This window comes from Arthrobacter sp. Rue61a, assembly GCF_000294695.2.
Taxonomy (GTDB): domain Bacteria; phylum Actinomycetota; class Actinomycetes; order Actinomycetales; family Micrococcaceae; genus Arthrobacter; species Arthrobacter aurescens_A.
The window spans coordinates 1,797,687-1,812,401 of the sequence record NC_018531.1; the positions used below are offsets into that span (position 1 = coordinate 1,797,687).

Annotated in this window: 12 protein-coding genes; 4 read left to right on the forward strand and 8 right to left on the reverse strand. The window is 62.5% G+C overall.

Annotated features, from left to right (window positions below; all coding sequences use genetic code 11):
• Window positions 1-43: 43 nt before the first annotated feature.
• Window positions 44-1,468: a type I glutamate--ammonia ligase gene (glnA, locus tag ARUE_RS08245; protein ID WP_011774448.1), complete on the reverse strand. Its 1,425-nt coding sequence runs from the start codon at window positions 1,466-1,468 to the stop codon at window positions 44-46.
• A gap of 312 nt (window positions 1,469-1,780) precedes the next feature.
• On the opposite strand from glnA, the gene ARUE_RS08250 reads away from it, so the two are divergent.
• Window positions 1,781-2,218 (forward strand): RDD family protein, encoded by a 438-nt coding sequence (locus ARUE_RS08250; RefSeq protein ID WP_014921378.1) that lies wholly within the window; start codon window positions 1,781-1,783, stop codon window positions 2,216-2,218.
• Window positions 2,219-2,305: 87 nt separating this feature from the next.
• On the opposite strand, the gene ARUE_RS08255 is transcribed toward ARUE_RS08250, so the two are convergent.
• From ARUE_RS08255 to lipB, 3 genes are all read right to left on the reverse strand, one after another.
• Window positions 2,306-3,067, reverse strand: a complete 762-nt coding sequence (locus ARUE_RS08255; protein WP_014921379.1) for a DUF4191 domain-containing protein — start codon at window positions 3,065-3,067, stop codon at window positions 2,306-2,308.
• A gap of 95 nt (window positions 3,068-3,162) precedes the next feature.
• Complete coding sequence (gene lipA, locus ARUE_RS08260; RefSeq protein ID WP_014921380.1) at window positions 3,163-4,170, reverse strand: lipoyl synthase; 1,008 nt, start codon at window positions 4,168-4,170, stop codon at window positions 3,163-3,165.
• Window positions 4,167-4,835 (reverse strand): lipoyl(octanoyl) transferase LipB, encoded by a 669-nt coding sequence (gene lipB / locus ARUE_RS08265; protein WP_043470025.1) that lies wholly within the window; start codon window positions 4,833-4,835, stop codon window positions 4,167-4,169. Before lipB ends, lipA begins: the two co-directional genes overlap by 4 nt.
• Before the next feature lie 150 nt (window positions 4,836-4,985).
• Here lipB and ARUE_RS08270 point away from each other — a divergent pair, with 150 nt between their 5' ends.
• On the forward strand, window positions 4,986-6,671 hold the full coding sequence (locus ARUE_RS08270) for a serine/threonine-protein kinase (RefSeq protein ID WP_014921382.1): 1,686 nt from the start codon (window positions 4,986-4,988) through the stop codon (window positions 6,669-6,671).
• 64 nt (window positions 6,672-6,735) lie between these two features.
• Here ARUE_RS08270 and ARUE_RS08275 read toward each other — a convergent pair whose 3' ends face one another.
• Window positions 6,736-7,635, reverse strand: a complete 900-nt coding sequence (locus tag ARUE_RS08275; RefSeq protein ID WP_014921383.1) for a TIGR01777 family oxidoreductase — start codon at window positions 7,633-7,635, stop codon at window positions 6,736-6,738.
• An 85-nt stretch (window positions 7,636-7,720) separates the two neighbouring features.
• Here ARUE_RS08275 and ARUE_RS08280 point away from each other — a divergent pair, with 85 nt between their 5' ends.
• Entirely contained in the window at window positions 7,721-11,239 is a 3,519-nt protein-coding gene (locus ARUE_RS08280; protein ID WP_014921384.1) for a S41 family peptidase, read from the forward strand.
• Between the two features lie 86 nt (window positions 11,240-11,325).
• Here the strand turns inward: ARUE_RS08280 and ARUE_RS08285 are convergent, their stop codons facing one another.
• Window positions 11,326-11,754 carry an OsmC family protein gene (locus ARUE_RS08285; protein ID WP_011774456.1) on the reverse strand — a complete coding sequence of 143 codons (429 nt, stop codon included), beginning with the start codon at window positions 11,752-11,754 and terminating at the stop codon, window positions 11,326-11,328.
• A 133-nt stretch (window positions 11,755-11,887) separates the two neighbouring features.
• Here ARUE_RS08285 and ARUE_RS08290 point away from each other — a divergent pair, with 133 nt between their 5' ends.
• Window positions 11,888-12,271, forward strand: coding sequence for a VOC family protein (locus ARUE_RS08290; RefSeq protein ID WP_011774457.1), 384 nt, complete (start codon window positions 11,888-11,890; stop codon window positions 12,269-12,271).
• A gap of 121 nt (window positions 12,272-12,392) precedes the next feature.
• Here the strand turns inward: ARUE_RS08290 and ARUE_RS08295 are convergent, their stop codons facing one another.
• Both ARUE_RS08295 and sucB read right to left on the reverse strand, forming a co-directional pair.
• Window positions 12,393-12,746 carry a hypothetical protein gene (locus ARUE_RS08295; RefSeq protein WP_011774458.1) on the reverse strand — a complete coding sequence of 118 codons (354 nt, stop codon included), beginning with the start codon at window positions 12,744-12,746 and terminating at the stop codon, window positions 12,393-12,395.
• A 146-nt stretch (window positions 12,747-12,892) separates the two neighbouring features.
• The gene (gene sucB / locus ARUE_RS08300) at window positions 12,893-14,626 is read right to left on the reverse strand and encodes a 2-oxoglutarate dehydrogenase, E2 component, dihydrolipoamide succinyltransferase (protein ID WP_014921386.1); all 1,734 of its coding nucleotides are present in this window, start codon (window positions 14,624-14,626) and stop codon (window positions 12,893-12,895) included.
• Window positions 14,627-14,715 lie beyond the last annotated feature (89 nt).

Sequence of the window (14,715 nt, forward strand, 5' to 3'; positions counted from 1 at the left end):
AGTCCGTACAGACTGAGGCTGGCCTCTTTGTTACGTGGTGGTATTAGACGCCGTAGTAGAGCTCGAACTCGTAGGGGTTCGGGCGCAGTGACAGCGGGCGGATCTCATTCTCGTACTTGTAGTCGATCCAAGTATCGATGAGGTCCTGGGTGAAGACGCCGCCGGCCTGGAGGAACTCGTTGTCTTCGCGCAGGGCTTCAAGTGCTTCTTCCAAAGTGCCCGGAGCCTTGGGGATGTCCTTGGCTTCCTCGGCCGGGAGCTCGTAGAGGTCCTTGTCGATGGGAGCCGGGGGCTCAATGCGGTTGCGGATACCGTCGATGCCGGCCATCAGCTGTGCAGCGAACGCCAGGTACGGGTTGGATGAGGGGTCCGGCGCGCGGAACTCAATGCGCTTGGCCTTCGGGTTGGTGCCCGTGATCGGGATACGGATACCAGCGGAGCGGTTGCCCTGCGAGTAGACCATGTTCACCGGAGCTTCGAAGCCCTTGACCAGGCGGCGGTAGGAGTTAACCGTCGGGTTGGTGAAGGCCAGGACTGCGGAAGAGTGCTTCAGCAGGCCACCGATGTACCAGCGAGCGGTGTCGGAAAGGCCGGCGTAGCCCTTCTCGTCATAGAACAGCGGATCGCCGTTGCTCCACAGCGACTGGTGGCAGTGCATGCCCGAGCCGTTGTCACCGAAGACGGGCTTCGGCATGAACGTGACGGACTTGCCCCAAGCATCTGCGGTGTTCTTGATGATGTACTTGAACTTCTGCAGGTCATCAGCAGCCGCGGTCAGCGTGGTGAACTTGTAGTTGATCTCAGCCTGGCCGGCGGATCCAACTTCGTGGTGGGAGCGCTCGACCTCAAGGCCGGCCTTGTCCAGCTCGATGCACATGGCGTCGCGAAGGTCGGCCTGCTTGTCGGTGGGGGAGACCGGGAAGTAACCGCCCTTGACGGGGGTCTTGTAGCCGAGGTTTCCGCCCTCTTCCTTGCGCCCGGTGTTCCAGTGTGCTTCTTCAGAGTCGATCTTGTAGAAGCTGCCCTGCGGGGAGGACTCGTACTGGATGTTGTCGAAGACGAAGAATTCGGCTTCGGGAGCGAAGAACGCGGTGTCGGCGATGCCTGTGGATGCCAGGTACGCTTCAGCCTTCTCTGCCACGCCGCGGGGATCGCGGTGGTACGGGTCACCGGTGCGGGGGTTCACGATGGAGAAGTTCAGTGCGAGCGTCTTCTCAATGCGGAAGGTGTCGATGAAAGCCGAGGTCACATCCGGGATGAGCTGCATGTCGGACTCGGCGATGCCCTGGAAGCCGCGGATTGAAGATCCGTCGAAGAGCTGGCCGTGGACGAAGAAATCGAGGTCGACACTCTTGGCCGGCACGTTGAAGTGCTGCTGGACACCAGGAAGGTCGGTGAAGCGGATATCGACGAATTTGACGTCTTCGTCTTTGATGAACTTGAGGACTTCGTCCGCAGTCTTGAACATCTATGCTCCTTATGCATATCAAGTAACAGGCCCGGAAGGCCGCGTGGTGCAGCCCATACCAAGGGTCGGGAGACACAAAAAGTTCCCCGTGCCATGGTGGCTGGCAACTCATACCACCTTAGGGAGATGGGATTTCCCGGGGGTGTCAGTATTGTTTCCGGCAGGTTACAGAATCATCTGTCGTGTAAACGGTAGTCGGCTTTCCTGTCTCCGGTCCACGCCGGTCCGCTGGGCGAACACCCGGGCGGTAGGCGTCCATCATCAGAGGTCTCGCGGTCGGTCACCAAGCATGCCAGCCGTTAGGCTTGGAGTGTGGTAGATCGAAAAGACATAGGCTCCTGGCTGAGCGGCCCGGACACATCCGGAATCTCCAAATATCCTGGTGAACGGCTCGGGTTGCCCGAATCCGGCCCGGGTTCCATGGCGCGAGCCGGACGGCGCATTCTGGGCATCATGGTGGACTGGACGATCGCCCTGGTGATCAGCAATTTTGCCTTCGGGGGAAACCCGTGGGCAACGTTGGCCATCTTTGCCGTGGAGCAGATCCTCCTGATCGGAACGTTGGGTTACAGCATCGGTCACAGGCTGGCCGGCATCCACGTGGTTCGATTGGGTGGCGGTCCCGCAGGACCGTTGGCCGCCGTGGTGCGGACTCTCCTGCTCTGCCTGGTCATCCCGGCAGTGGTCTTCGATCCCGATCAGCGAGGCCTGCACGACAAAGCGATGAACACCATCCTCATCAGGATGTAGCACCCCATGACTTGTTCTTAGTGCGACTTAAACAAAAACCGCCCCTGTCTCTACATCAGAAGACAGGGGCGGTTTTTTGATGTGGGATCAGCGTCCGCGGGCGGCCTTGCGGTCCGGACGGGCCTTGTAGGGGTCAATGCCCTTGGGGATGGGCAGACGGTTACCAAGGGAGTTGATGCGCTTGGAAACTGCGTTGACCTCTACTTTGGTGAGTTCGTTCTTTAGCTTGCCCATGGTCTTGGCAAGTTTGTTCAGTGGCACCTGGCCTTCGCCGCGGCCGGATTCCAAGACGTGGATGGTGACATTGGGCAGAATACGCGCGAGGCGCTTGCGCTCTGCGTCTACCAAGGGCTTGACCCGGTGGGTGGGACCTTCACTGACGAGGACGACGCCGGGGCGACCAATGGCCATGAACACAGCGTCTTGGGTGCGGGGGTTGACGGCAACAGGCTGATCCTGGGTGACCCAACCGCGGCGAAGAGTACCCAGCGCCGCGCCGGAAGCGCCAGGCTGGTTTTCAATCTGCGCAAAGGCAGCCTTCTCAGCCCGGCGGGAAAGAATGAAGACGGCCGCAAGAAGACCCAGCGGGATACCAATGATCAGGCCGGTGACCCAGTTCTCCAGCAGGAAGCCGATGAGGAAGGCCACGGCAACCACTGCAAGGAATGCCAGCACCATGATCCAGACAACCTGCGGATCATTTCGCCGGGTCATCTTGAAGACTTCAGCGATCTGCTTCAGCTGGCTCGGCTTCTTGGCCTTGGCTTCCTTGGGCTTGCGCTGGAACAGCCCACGCTTGGGTGCGTCGGCCGAGGGGGTCGAATTGCTGGAATCAGGGGAGTTCGCCATAGTGCCTTAATTCTACGTGATGTACGCAGAAGGACCGGACGCCGTTACGTAGCGGGCATCCGGTCCTTCTGTACTGATTGCGGTCCTGCTCAGTGCTAGCCGTGGGCGGCGAGGATGGTGGAGGCTTCCTGGCGGGTGGTGCCGGAGGACTCGATGTGGGAAAGGGCGGCCGGGATTTCCCAGCCCTTCTTCCGCATCGCGGTGGCCCACAGGCGCCCGGCCCGGTACGAGGACCGCACCAACGGCCCGGACATGACACCGAGGAACCCGATTTCTTCGGCCTCGTGCTGGAGGTCCACGAACTCCTGCGGCTTGACCCACCGGTCCACGGGCAAGTGCCGCTCGGACGGGCGCAGGTACTGGGTGATCGTGATCAGGTCACAACCGGCCGCGTGCAAGTCACGGAGCGCTTCGGAGATCTCCTCGCGGGTCTCGCCCATGCCCAGGATCAGGTTGGACTTGGTCACCATGCCCAGATCCCGGCCCTGCGTGATGACATCCAGGGACCGCTCATACCGAAACGCCGGACGGATGCGCTTGAAAATCCTCGGCACGGTCTCCACGTTGTGCGCAAACACCTCGGGCTTGGAATCACAGATCGCCGCGATGTGCTCGGGCTTGCCGGAGAAATCAGGGATCAGCAACTCCACCCCCGTGCCCGGGTTCAGCTCATGGATCTTCCGGACCGTTTCGGCGTACAACCACACACCCTCATCGGCCAGGTCATCACGGGCCACCCCGGTCACCGTCGCGTAGCGCAACTGCATCGCCTGCACGCTGCGGGCCACCTTGGTGGGTTCGAACATGTCCACCGGGGAGGGTTTGCCGGTATCGATCTGGCAGAAATCACAGCGCCGGGTGCACTCGGACCCGCCGATCAGGAACGTCGCTTCCTTGTCTTCCCAGCACTCAAAAATGTTCGGGCAGCCGGCCTCTTCACACACCGTGTGCAGGCCTTCCTTCTTCACCAGGTTCTTGAGCTGGACGAACTCCGGCCCCATCTGGACCTTGGCCTTGATCCACTCGGGCTTACGTTCAACCGGGACCGCCGAGTTACGCTGCTCAACGCGCAGCAACTTACGGCCTTCAGGTGCCAAGGTCACTGGAGTGCTCCTTCGGGTGTGGAAACGAGTGCTTCTTCATGCTTGCTGAATTCTTCAACGAAGCGGTCAACGATGTCGGCGGGGTTGATGGTCCGGCCGGTTTCCAGCGACATGGTGGTGACGCTGGCGTCGGTGATGCCGCAGGCGATGATCTGCGCATAGGGCGCCAGGTCATTGCTGCAGTTGATGGCCACGCCGTGCATGGTGACGCCGTCCAGAACGCGAATGCCGATCGCGGCAATCTTGCGGTCGGGTCCCTTGTCATCTGCAAGAATCCAGACTCCTGCCCGGCCTTTCACGGTGACGGCCTTAATGCCGTAGTCCTGCATGACGGCAATCATGATGGCTTCAAGCCGTTCCACGTAGTCGCGGATACCGGCACGGTTCTTGAGTTTGAGGATCGGATAGGCAATGAGCTGACCTGGGCCGTGCCACGTTAATTTCCCGCCGCGATCCACGGGAACAACGGGTGTGCCGTCAAAGGGGCGCTCGTGGTCCTCCGTGAGTTTGCCGGCCGTGTAGACGGCGGCGTGCTCAAGGATCAAGACGGTGCTGTTCTTCTCGCCCGCAACAACTTTGTTGTGGATGTCGCGCTGCAGGTCCCAGCCCTGCATGTAATCGACAAAATCCGGGGCAAGACCCAGTTGTGAAAACTCAAGAGTCATGGGTTCAAGCTTAGACCCAGCGGGAGACTGGCCACGGTTTTGTGGTGAAGCTCTCAGTCGCATCTTGGGCTATGGGGGGCGGGGAATGGTTCGAGTCAGCGCCTGTGGATAACTTCTGCGGAAAATCAGGCATTCCGGTACACCTTGTTTATGGAAACTCTGGAAACTCTGGAAACTCTGGAAACAACGGCCACCGTGGCTCCTCACATTCCGGGCTACACGATGTCCCGCCCATTGGGCCAGGGCAGTAGTTCCACCGTTTGGCTTGCCACAAGGGATATGGACGGGGCGCGGTTTGCGGTCAAATGCGCCAAGCCCGGTGCGGCTGGTGATCGGGCAACGGCCCAAGTTCTTGAAGACCTTTCCCGCGAGATGAGGCTCCTCTCCGATCTTCAGCACAAGCACCTCATCCGTGTCCACGAAGTCCTCCACGTGGGTGGCATGGCCGAGGGAACACAGGGGATTGTGATGGACTATGCCGCGGGTGGCTCACTGGCCAACCTGGTATCCGCGAGGGGGAAGCTCAGCATCGGGGAAACAGTGACCATCTTGACCCCCATCGCCCAGGCGTTGGAGTACCTGCATGTCAACGGCACGGAGCACGGAGACGTGTCGCCCGGCAATGTCTTGTTCACAGCCGTTGGGATGCCACTGCTCGCGGACCTTGGCATCGCTGCCCAGGTGGGCGACAAGCCACAAAACCCGGGAGTCGGAACGCCCGGATTCATGGACCCTGCGGCTGACGAATCCAAGGACGGCAGTACTTCCCGCGAAAGCCTCCAACCGCATCGTGACGTCTATTCGCTTGGAGCAGTCGGTTGGTACTGCCTGACGGGGGCAGCTCCGGAACAGGAACAGGATCGCCCACCGTTGTCACTTCTGGTCCCGGAAGTACCCAAGGCCCTTGCCGCAGCTTTGGAGGCGGCCTTGGACCCCGATCCCCGGAATCGTCCGACGGCTAGGGAACTTGGCACGGCGATCTTCAGAAGTGCTGCCCCCGAGGCCCTTGACTTGTCCGGTGCAGTTCATTCGTCGGTGATTCCTGAATTGCTCACCCGGCGTGAGACGTTGGGGCGTTCGCCACGCCAGACAATCCTTTGGTTGACGAGGTGGCGGAGATTGCTGCAGGTGAGGCGGAGACCTGTGCTCCGAAGGTCAGGCCGTCCGCGTCGCCGGCACGACAGTCCCCGGCAGGACAGGCTTAGGGGCGGCCCAGGCGGCAGCCTTGGCATCCGCTTGGTTGCCTTGGCAGTGGTGGGCGCGCTCATCGGCGCTGCGTCGTGGATTCTTTGGCAGCAGGACCGCCCGACGACGGCGATGGCGCACCAAGCGGCGATGGAGACCGGCGTGGCCGACCCCGGTCAGGAAGCGGAACTGCGGGACCTCGAGGACGCTCAGAAGATAAAGGACCTTCCTGATGCACTTTCTGAAACGCTCCGATCAGCGGATCCCCTGGTTGCCGTGCCCGCATTGTCAGCCGTGCGTGACATGGCCTTGGGGGAGCGGCGCCTCGACCTTTTGGACTCGGTCAATGCGCCTGGTTCGCCGGCCGAAGCGACGGACAAGCAGCTTAGTGATTATCTTCGGGGTGCTGGTACAGCGTTTGCAGGACTCCGTACAACGTTGACGGCTCTGACCGTTGAAGGACCTCCGCAGCCAGATCATGTGCTGGTAGCGGTTACAGCCACCACATCCGGCTATGAGGAACGTCTGGCATCAGGGGCAGTTGTCAGGACCGAGGGTGCCGGAAAGCCGCAGCAACTCCGGCTGGACCTGGTTCGTTCGGAGGGGCGCTGGTGGATTTCCGGAATTCTTGGCGCCGTTTCCGCAGGCTGAGATGCAACGGAAGGGGCTGCCCTGCGCAGGGTGTGGGAACCTGCTGCGTCAGCTGAGGACGTCTTTAGTGGGCCTTTTCCGAGCTGAGCCACGCCATGGCGTCGCGGAGGGAGGGGTGCAGCCATTGGAAGCCGGATTCCTGCAACCGTGCGGGCTCCATTCGCTGGTTGGCCATGACGAGTTCGTCCGCCAACCCGCCCAGGACCAGTCGCAGGGCAGGGCGGGGAACACGGCAGAAGGCCGGCTTGTGGAAAGCCTTGGCGAGGCCCGCGACAATCGTGTTCACATCTGCGCTTTCCGGGGCGCAGACATTTACCGGACCTTCAATGTCTGCTGTGAGGAGGTGCGCGAGGGCTCCGGCTTCATCGGCCAGGGTGATCCATGGCCAGTACTGGCGTCCGTTCCCAAAGGGTCCTCCCAGCCCGAGCTTCAACAAGGGAAGCAATGGGCCCAGCGCGCCACCGGAGGTGCTGAGCACCACGCCTGTCCTGGGCGTCACCACCCTCACCCCCGTGGGTGCGGTCCTGGCCGTGCGCTCCCATTCATCGGTCAGGCGTCCAAGCACGCCGCCGCCGTTGCCGGAGTCCTCCCGGAGAACTCCATCGCGTGACGCCCCGTAGTAGCCGGAGGCGGATTGGCTGATGAAGACAGCGGGCGGTTTGCTGAGGCGTTGCATGGCAGCGGTCAGGGTCTGGGTGGGCTGGAGGCGGGATTCCTTGAGGACCCGAATCCGGCGTTTTGTCCAGGGGCGGTCCCCGATGCCGGCACCCGAAAGGTTCACCACGGCATCGGCGCCATCCAGGACAGCCTCGTCGAGTTCACCTTTGGTTGGGTCCCACATCCGTTCAAGAGCTGTCCTGGCCGGCCGCCGTACCAGCCGGATGACCTCATTGCCGTCTGCGGCCAATCGCTCGGACAGGGCCGTCCCGATCATTCCCGAAGCTCCGGACATCACAATTCTCATGACCCATCTCACCATGGCGAACGCTTGTGGTGGAAACGACAGTGGATGCCGCTACTGACACGTGCCTCTTGACTATGATCGAACAATGACCTCCTCCAGCTACCTCCGTTTCCCGCATGTGCACGGCGATCTGGTCACTTTCGTGGCCGAAGACGACATCTGGATCGCCCCCCTTTCAGGAGGCCGCGCTTGGCGGGTTTCCTCGCAGCAACTGCCGGCAAGGAACCCACGGTTCACTCCGGACGGCAAGGGCCTGGTGTGGACCACCGTGGTGGGCACGTCACCTGAGGTGGTCACGGCGGACGTCGACGGCGGCGGGTACAGGCAGCTGAGTTACTTCGGGCACAGCACCACCAAGGTCAAGGGCTTCACACCGGCAGGAAACGTGGTGGTGACGAGCGCCTTCCAACAGGCCGAAAGCCGTCACACGCACGCGTACAGCCTCCCGCTGGACGGCGGTGCCGCCGTCGAACTTCCGTTCGGCCCGGTGGAGGCAGTCGCCTTTGGTCCGGAGATCGGTGATGAGAAACCTGTGGTCCTGGCAAGTGTTCTCTCACGTGAGCCCGCCTGGTGGAAGCGCTACCGTGGCGGCACTGCCGGGAAGCTGTGGATCGATGCCGACGGCAACGGCGAGTTCGAGCGACTGTTGCCGGAAGTGGACGGAAACCTGACCGACCCACTGTGGATTCAGGGGCGGATCGCCTTCCTGTCGGACCACGAGGGCTACGGAAACCTTTATTCGGTGCTTCCGGATGGTTCCGGACTGCGCCGGCACACGGACCACGAGGACTTCTACGTCCGGCATGCCAGCACCGACGGTACACGTGTCGTCTTTGAATCGGCAGGCGAGTTGTGGCTCATCGCGTCGTTGGACGCAGACGCCGAGCCCGTCAAGTTGAATGTCACTCTCGGCTCGGCGTCACCCGGCCGCCGCCCCGCACCGCTCAAGACCTCCACCCATTTGGGGGACGTCTTCCCCAATGTCACTGGCACTGCCAGCGCAGTGGAATCGCACGGCACCATCCACTGGCTCCGGCACAAGGACGGTCCCTCACGGGTGGTTGAGGCGACAGCCGGCGTCCGCGCCCGCCTGCCTCGACCGCTCACTGACGGCCGGATAGCTTACGTCGCCGATCACGGGGGAGTGGAGGCGCTGTACATCAAGCGCATCGCCGCGCGCCTTTCTGCCGCGGTGGAGGTTCCCAAAGTTGTTGTTGAACCGACGGCTTCGGCCGAGGAAGCGGCTCCGCTCCCCAAACCGGTCTCGGCGTCGAACGTCCTGGGACAGGGAGCAGCTTCCGCGCAGGCAGGGCCCAATATCAGGCAGGCTTCCGACGAACCGGCTCGAGCTCAGTCCGGTGAGCCGGTCACGGCCGAGCCATCCGCAGATACGGTAGGTGGCACGACGGAGACCACAGCCCCCACGTCGGCGGAAGACTCCGCAGATCTCCGACTGGATTTCCCTGCACCTACCCGGACGAGTGCTTTGGAAGCCAGCCCGGATGGTCGCTGGTTGGCTGTGGGCACGTCCTTCGGCGATGTCTTCCTTGCCGACACCGCCGCCGGTAAACTGACGCGGCTTGTCAGCGTCGGCGAAGGCAGCATCGACCAACTCTCCTGGTCCAGCGACTCGCAGTGGCTTGCCTGGTCCGAGCCGGTGACGTCCTTCGGTTCACGGAGCAAGCTCCGGATCGCCCGCCCGGCAGAGCCTAACGCGGGCATCATCGATGTCACGGACGGCCGCTTCTGCGACGAGTCTCCAAGGTTCACCCCGGACGGAAAATTCCTGGCGTTCCTGTCCAACAGGAGCTTTGACCCCGTGTACGACGGTCATTCCTTCGACCTATCCTTCCCGAGCCCCATTAAGCCGTACATGGTTGCCTTGGCAGCGGACACGCCCTCGCCGTTTGGCCCTTCCATAGACACGCTCGAGGACGCATCACCCGCCACGACAAAGTCCGACGACGGCGACGCGCCTGCCGTGCGCGTTGATGCGGAGGGGCTTGCCCATAGGGTTATTGCCGTCCCGGTACCGCAGGGTAACTACTCTGACCTGGCCGTTGGTGATGGGGCGCTGTTGTGGCTCGATACTGAACTTTCGGGCGTCACGGGCGATGGGCGGGGCACCCTCCAGGACAAGAAGACGGCGCCTTCCTTGGTCCGTTACGACCTCGCCAAGCGCAAGCAGGCCACGCTCGTCAAGGCAGTGGACAGCTACCGCTTGTCGGGTGACCTCAGCCGCATCATCTACGTCCTCGATAAGCAGATCACGTCTGTCCCTGCTGACAACAAGGTGGAAGAGGACTCGGCCGACCTTGTGAAGGTGGAGCTCAACAGGGTCCGGGTCATCCTTGACCCCGTGGCTGCCTGGGGACAGGCTTTCGAGGAGGCCTGGAGGCTGCAGCGGGACTTCTTCTGGACTGCCGACATGGCAGGCCAGGATTGGGATTCCGTGTACAAACGCTACCGTCCCATCGTGGACAGGCTCGGTTCCCACGATGACTTGGTTGACCTGTTGTGGGAGATCCACGGGGAACTGGGAACATCCCATGCCTATGTGAAACCGGCCGCTGTCACCGAGCCCGGACGAAACGGTCAGGGCCGGCTTGGTGCCGAGTTCCAGCTCGGCACCAAGGGCTGGGAAATCACCCGGATCCTCGCAGGAGAGTCCTCCGACCCCCTGGCTACTTCACCATTGACGCGGCCCGGCGCGGACGCAAAAGTGGGTGACGTCCTCCTGGCGATCGACGGCGTCGAGCTTTCCGCGGTCCTGACGCCGGCGATGCAGCTGGTGGGTTCAGCGGGCAGGACCGTTGAGCTGACGCTCTTGAACGGTGATGGCCACGGTCAAGCGGCTGGCGAGCAACGACGAGTTGCCGTAGTTCCCGTCCGTGACGAGGAGCGGTTGCGGTACCAGGACTGGGTCCGGGCTAACCGACGCACCGTCCGTGAGGCATCGGATGGCAAGTTCGGCTACCTGCACGTCCCGGACATGATGGCCAACGGCTGGGCGCAGCTCCACCGCGACCTCGATACTGAGACCGCATTGGACGGCCTGATTGTGGACGTGCGGCGCAACCGTGGAGGACACACCTCCCAGTTGGTTGCTGAACTGATCGGGCGCAAGGTCACAGGCTGGAGCATGCCGCGTGGTGAAAAGCCGCGGACATACCCGCACCACGCACCTCGCGGACCCGTGATCATCCTCGCCGATGAATTCGCCGGATCCGACGGCGACATCATCACCCAGGTGTCCAAGCTCAGGGGCATCGGCCCCGTCATCGGTACGCGGACGTGGGGTGGCGTTGTGGGCATCGACAACCGCTTCGCGCTTGCCGATGGCACTGGTGTCACCCAGCCCCGATACGCAACCTGGTTCAGTGGCGGAATCGGCTGGGACGTTGAAAACCGGGGCGTGGAGCCTGACATCGAAGTACTGTTCCCGCCGCACGCGTACGCCGCCGGGACCGATCCGCAACTGGAGTACGGAATTGGTGCACTCAAGGAAATGATCCAGGAGCTGCCCACTGACCGTCCTCCGTTGCGTGAGGGCTACCGAAAGGTCCGGCCGGCACCACTGCCCTCGCGCCCCCAAAAGAGCTGACAGGCACCAGGCGCAGAAGAGCCCCGCCACTTCCCTGAGGGGGAGTGACGGGGCTCTTCCGGGCTTACGGGTGGTGCTGTTCGGTGCTACACCGTGAGGGTGGCATCCAAGGTGATCTCGATGCTGGCCAGAGCGCCGGAAACGGGGCAGCCGGTCTTTGCGTCCTCGGAAATACGGCGGAAGTCCTCTTCGGAGAGGCCCGGAACCTTCGCGGTCATGGTCAGGTGGCTGCCGGTGATGCCTGTGCCCGGAACGAAGGTAACGTCAGCCTTGGTCTGCACTTCCTCAGCGGTGAATCCTTCGCCGGCAAGGGCGTGGCTGAAGGCCATGGAGAAGCAAGCGGAGTGGGCAGCGGCGATCAGTTCTTCCGGGCTGGTTTTGCCGCCGGACTGTTCGGTCCGTGCCTTCCAAGTGACATCGAACGTGCCCAGTCCTGAGCTGTCCAGCGTTGTGTTGCCGGCGCCTTCAATCAGGTTGCCGTTCCAAACCGTGTGTGCGGTGCGTGTTGCTGCCATGTCCACTCCTTGGGGTCGTTGTGAGTCGGCAACCAGCCTTCGGCAGGTGCCACCGGGATCAATCCTAGGGATTTGCCTGCCGGACCGCACGGCCATTCCGCTGACAGTGGATTGTGACCCCTAGACTGGCGAAATGGATACCGAAAAACTCGCACCTGCCGGGCGCAACCGGGGACCCAGAATCGCGTCCATCATGGTTAACGCCGCCGACGCTGCCCGCCTGTCAGCTTTCTGGTCGGAGCTGCTGGACATGCCCGTAGCAGCGGAACATGAAGGGTACATCTGGCTTCGGCCGGCTGAACCGGGCCTGCCGCAACTGGCATTCCAACAAGTCTCCACACCCACCGAAGGGCGACGTCGCCTGCACCTGGACCTTCACGACGCAGATCCCTCAGCGCTGCGGCGCAAAGCTGAGACGTTGGGGGCTACTTTCGTGGAGGCGCACGACATCGGAGATTTCCACTGGGACGTCATGCAGGATCCCGAGGGCAACGAATTTTGCATAGCCCAGGAGTAGTCGCCTAAAGACAGCGTCGGAGAACATCAGTCCGTTAAAGTCAGCGGCCGTCCCGCACTGCCTTCAGGCAGAACAGGACGGCCGCCGGTACCTAAGGAGCTACCTGGGATAGGGCCCCGGTTTAGTTCCAGAGGGTGGCGATGGCGATGTTGATCAATGCCAGGCCGCCCACTCCGTGGGCCAGGCCGGTAGACACCGGTTCGCCGTTCTTCACCTTGCGGGAGCCGATAACTGCGAGAACTGCTACGGCCACACCAATGGCGAACTTGACGCCGAGCTTGAAGTAGTTGGGATCGGCGTCAGGCAGCAAGGGGAATACACCCATCATGGCGATGCCTGTGAGGAGCTGCAGGAAGGCGCCATCGCGCTGACGTGGGTGGACCGTCGGCGCCTTGAGGGTGGCGATCCAGTAACCCACAATCATGGCTGCGCCGACGATGTGCAAGAACACCAGGATGTTGAAGAGAATACTCATGGCCCAAGCTTATCCAGTTGGTTCTACGTCCCGTAGCAAAGCCACGCTGATGCTGTCAGGTGCTTGGAAACAGAAAGGCAGGTTACCGGATTCCCGGTAACCTGCCTTTTGATACTGCAGTCAGTGCTGCTTATTGATGCAGGGTCTTAGAGACCGAGGTCTGCTTCGAAAGCGCCTTCTTCAAGGCGGGCCTTGAGGGTCTGCAGGAAGCGTCCGGCATCAGCACCGTCCACCAGGCGGTGGTCGTACGTGAGGGACAGGTACATCATGGAGCGGATGGCGATCGAGTCGTCACCGTTTTCGTCGGCAACCACGACGGCGCGCTTGACGATCGCACCGGTTCCGAGAATGCCTACCTGCGGCTGGTTGATGATCGGGGTATCAAACAGTGCACCAACGGAGCCGATGTTGGTGATGCTGAACGTGCCACCGGACAGTTCGTCCGGGCCGATCTTGCCATCGCGGGTACGGCCTGCGACATCGGCGATCTTGCCGGCCAGGCCGGCGAGGTTCAGGTTGCCGGCGTCGGAAATGACGGGAACCAGTAGGCCTTTGTCAGTGTCGACGGCGATCGCCAGGTGTTCGGCGTTGTGGTAGGTGATTTCCTGCTTCGACTCGTCGTAAGCAGCGTTCAGCTTGGGGTGCTGCTTCAGGGCCTCGGCCACAGCCTTGGCGATGAACGGCAGGAAGGTCAGCTTGACGCCGTTCTGGGCCTGGAACGAGTTCTTGGCCTTGAGGCGGAGCTTGGCGATCTTGGTCATGTCGACCTCGTGCACCTGTGTCAGCTGAGTGGAGACCTCAAGGGACTCGCGCATGCGGCGGGCAATGACCTGACGGATACGCGGGGCCTTCTCAGTGGTGCCACGCAAGGAGGATGCGACCACGGGGGCAGCGGCCTTGGCTGCCGGTGCTGCGGCCGGAGCAGCTGCAGCGGGGGCTGCGGCTGCCTGCTTTGCTTCCGCAGCAGCCAGAACATCCTGCTTACGGATGCGGCCACCGACGCCGGTGCCGGAGACCGAAGCGATGTCCACGCCGTGCTGGTTGGCAAGCTTACGGACCAGGGGAGTGACGTAGCCGGATTCCGAAGAACCTTCAGCCGCGGGAGCAGCCGGAGCTGCGGCGGGAGCAGGCGCGGCTGCCGGAGCGGCCGGGGCGGGTGCAGCAGCCGGAGCAGCCGGAGCAGCAGCCGGGGCGGGTGCAGCAGCGGGAGCGGCCGGTGCCTCAGCCGCAGGTGCAGCCGGAGCGGGAGCAGATGCAGGCGCAGCTGCGCCGGAACCGATGACGGCCAGGACGGAGCCAACCTCTGCTGTCTCGTCCTCGCTGACACGGATTTCCTGCAGGGTGCCGGCAACCGGGGAAGGAATTTCGGTGTCTACCTTGTCGGTGGAGACCTCGAGGAGCGGTTCGTCGACCTCCACGGTGTCGCCAACGGCCTTGAGCCAGCGGGTGACAGTACCTTCGGTGACGCTCTCGCCCAATGCCGGGAGGGTCACTTCGTGGCCTTCACCCGAAGCGGCGGGTGCTTCAGCTGCTGGTGCTTCTTCAGCGGCGGGGGCGGCAGGAGCTTCCTCGGCCGGTGCAGCCTGCTCTGCAGGGGCTTCCTCAGCCGGTGCGGCCTCAGCTGCCGGAGCAGCTGAACCGGAGCCGTCGCCGATGCGGACCAAGGGGGCGCCCACTTCGGCCGTCTCGTCTTCAGCGACGAGGATTTCTTCGATGACGCCTGAGATCGGAGAAGGGATTTCGGTGTCTACTTTGTCGGTTGAAACCTCGAGCAACGGCTCGTCGATCTCTACCCGGTCACCAACCTGCTTGAGCCAGCGGGTGACGGTTCCTTCGGTGACACTCTCACCGAGGGCGGGCAAGTTAACGGATTCAGACATGTCGTCCCCGTTCTCCTTATTGATCTTTGTGCGGATGAATTCTGCTGGTCCGGATCGGGTGCATGCGGCATATTCCGCCGCATGCACCC

What these genes read in the sequence shown, in the direction of transcription:
- glnA (WP_011774448.1), bottom strand. Translation starts at nt 1,468, where the DNA reads ATGTTCAAGACTGCGGACGAAGTCCTCAAGTTCATCAAAGACGAAGAC.
- ARUE_RS08255 (WP_014921379.1), bottom strand. Translation starts at nt 3,067, where the DNA reads ATGGCGAACTCCCCTGATTCCAGCAATTCGACCCCCTCGGCCGACGCA.
- lipB (WP_043470025.1), bottom strand. Translation starts at nt 4,835, where the DNA reads ATGACTCTTGAGTTTTCACAACTGGGTCTTGCCCCGGATTTTGTCGAT.
- ARUE_RS08270 (WP_014921382.1), top strand. Translation starts at nt 4,986, where the DNA reads ATGGAAACTCTGGAAACTCTGGAAACTCTGGAAACAACGGCCACCGTG.
- ARUE_RS08275 (WP_014921383.1), bottom strand. Translation starts at nt 7,635, where the DNA reads ATGAGAATTGTGATGTCCGGAGCTTCGGGAATGATCGGGACGGCCCTG.
- ARUE_RS08280 (WP_014921384.1), top strand. Translation starts at nt 7,721, where the DNA reads ATGACCTCCTCCAGCTACCTCCGTTTCCCGCATGTGCACGGCGATCTG.
- ARUE_RS08285 (WP_011774456.1), bottom strand. Translation starts at nt 11,754, where the DNA reads ATGGCAGCAACACGCACCGCACACACGGTTTGGAACGGCAACCTGATT.
- ARUE_RS08290 (WP_011774457.1), top strand. Translation starts at nt 11,888, where the DNA reads ATGGATACCGAAAAACTCGCACCTGCCGGGCGCAACCGGGGACCCAGA.
- ARUE_RS08295 (WP_011774458.1), bottom strand. Translation starts at nt 12,746, where the DNA reads ATGAGTATTCTCTTCAACATCCTGGTGTTCTTGCACATCGTCGGCGCA.
- sucB (WP_014921386.1), bottom strand. Translation starts at nt 14,626, where the DNA reads ATGTCTGAATCCGTTAACTTGCCCGCCCTCGGTGAGAGTGTCACCGAA.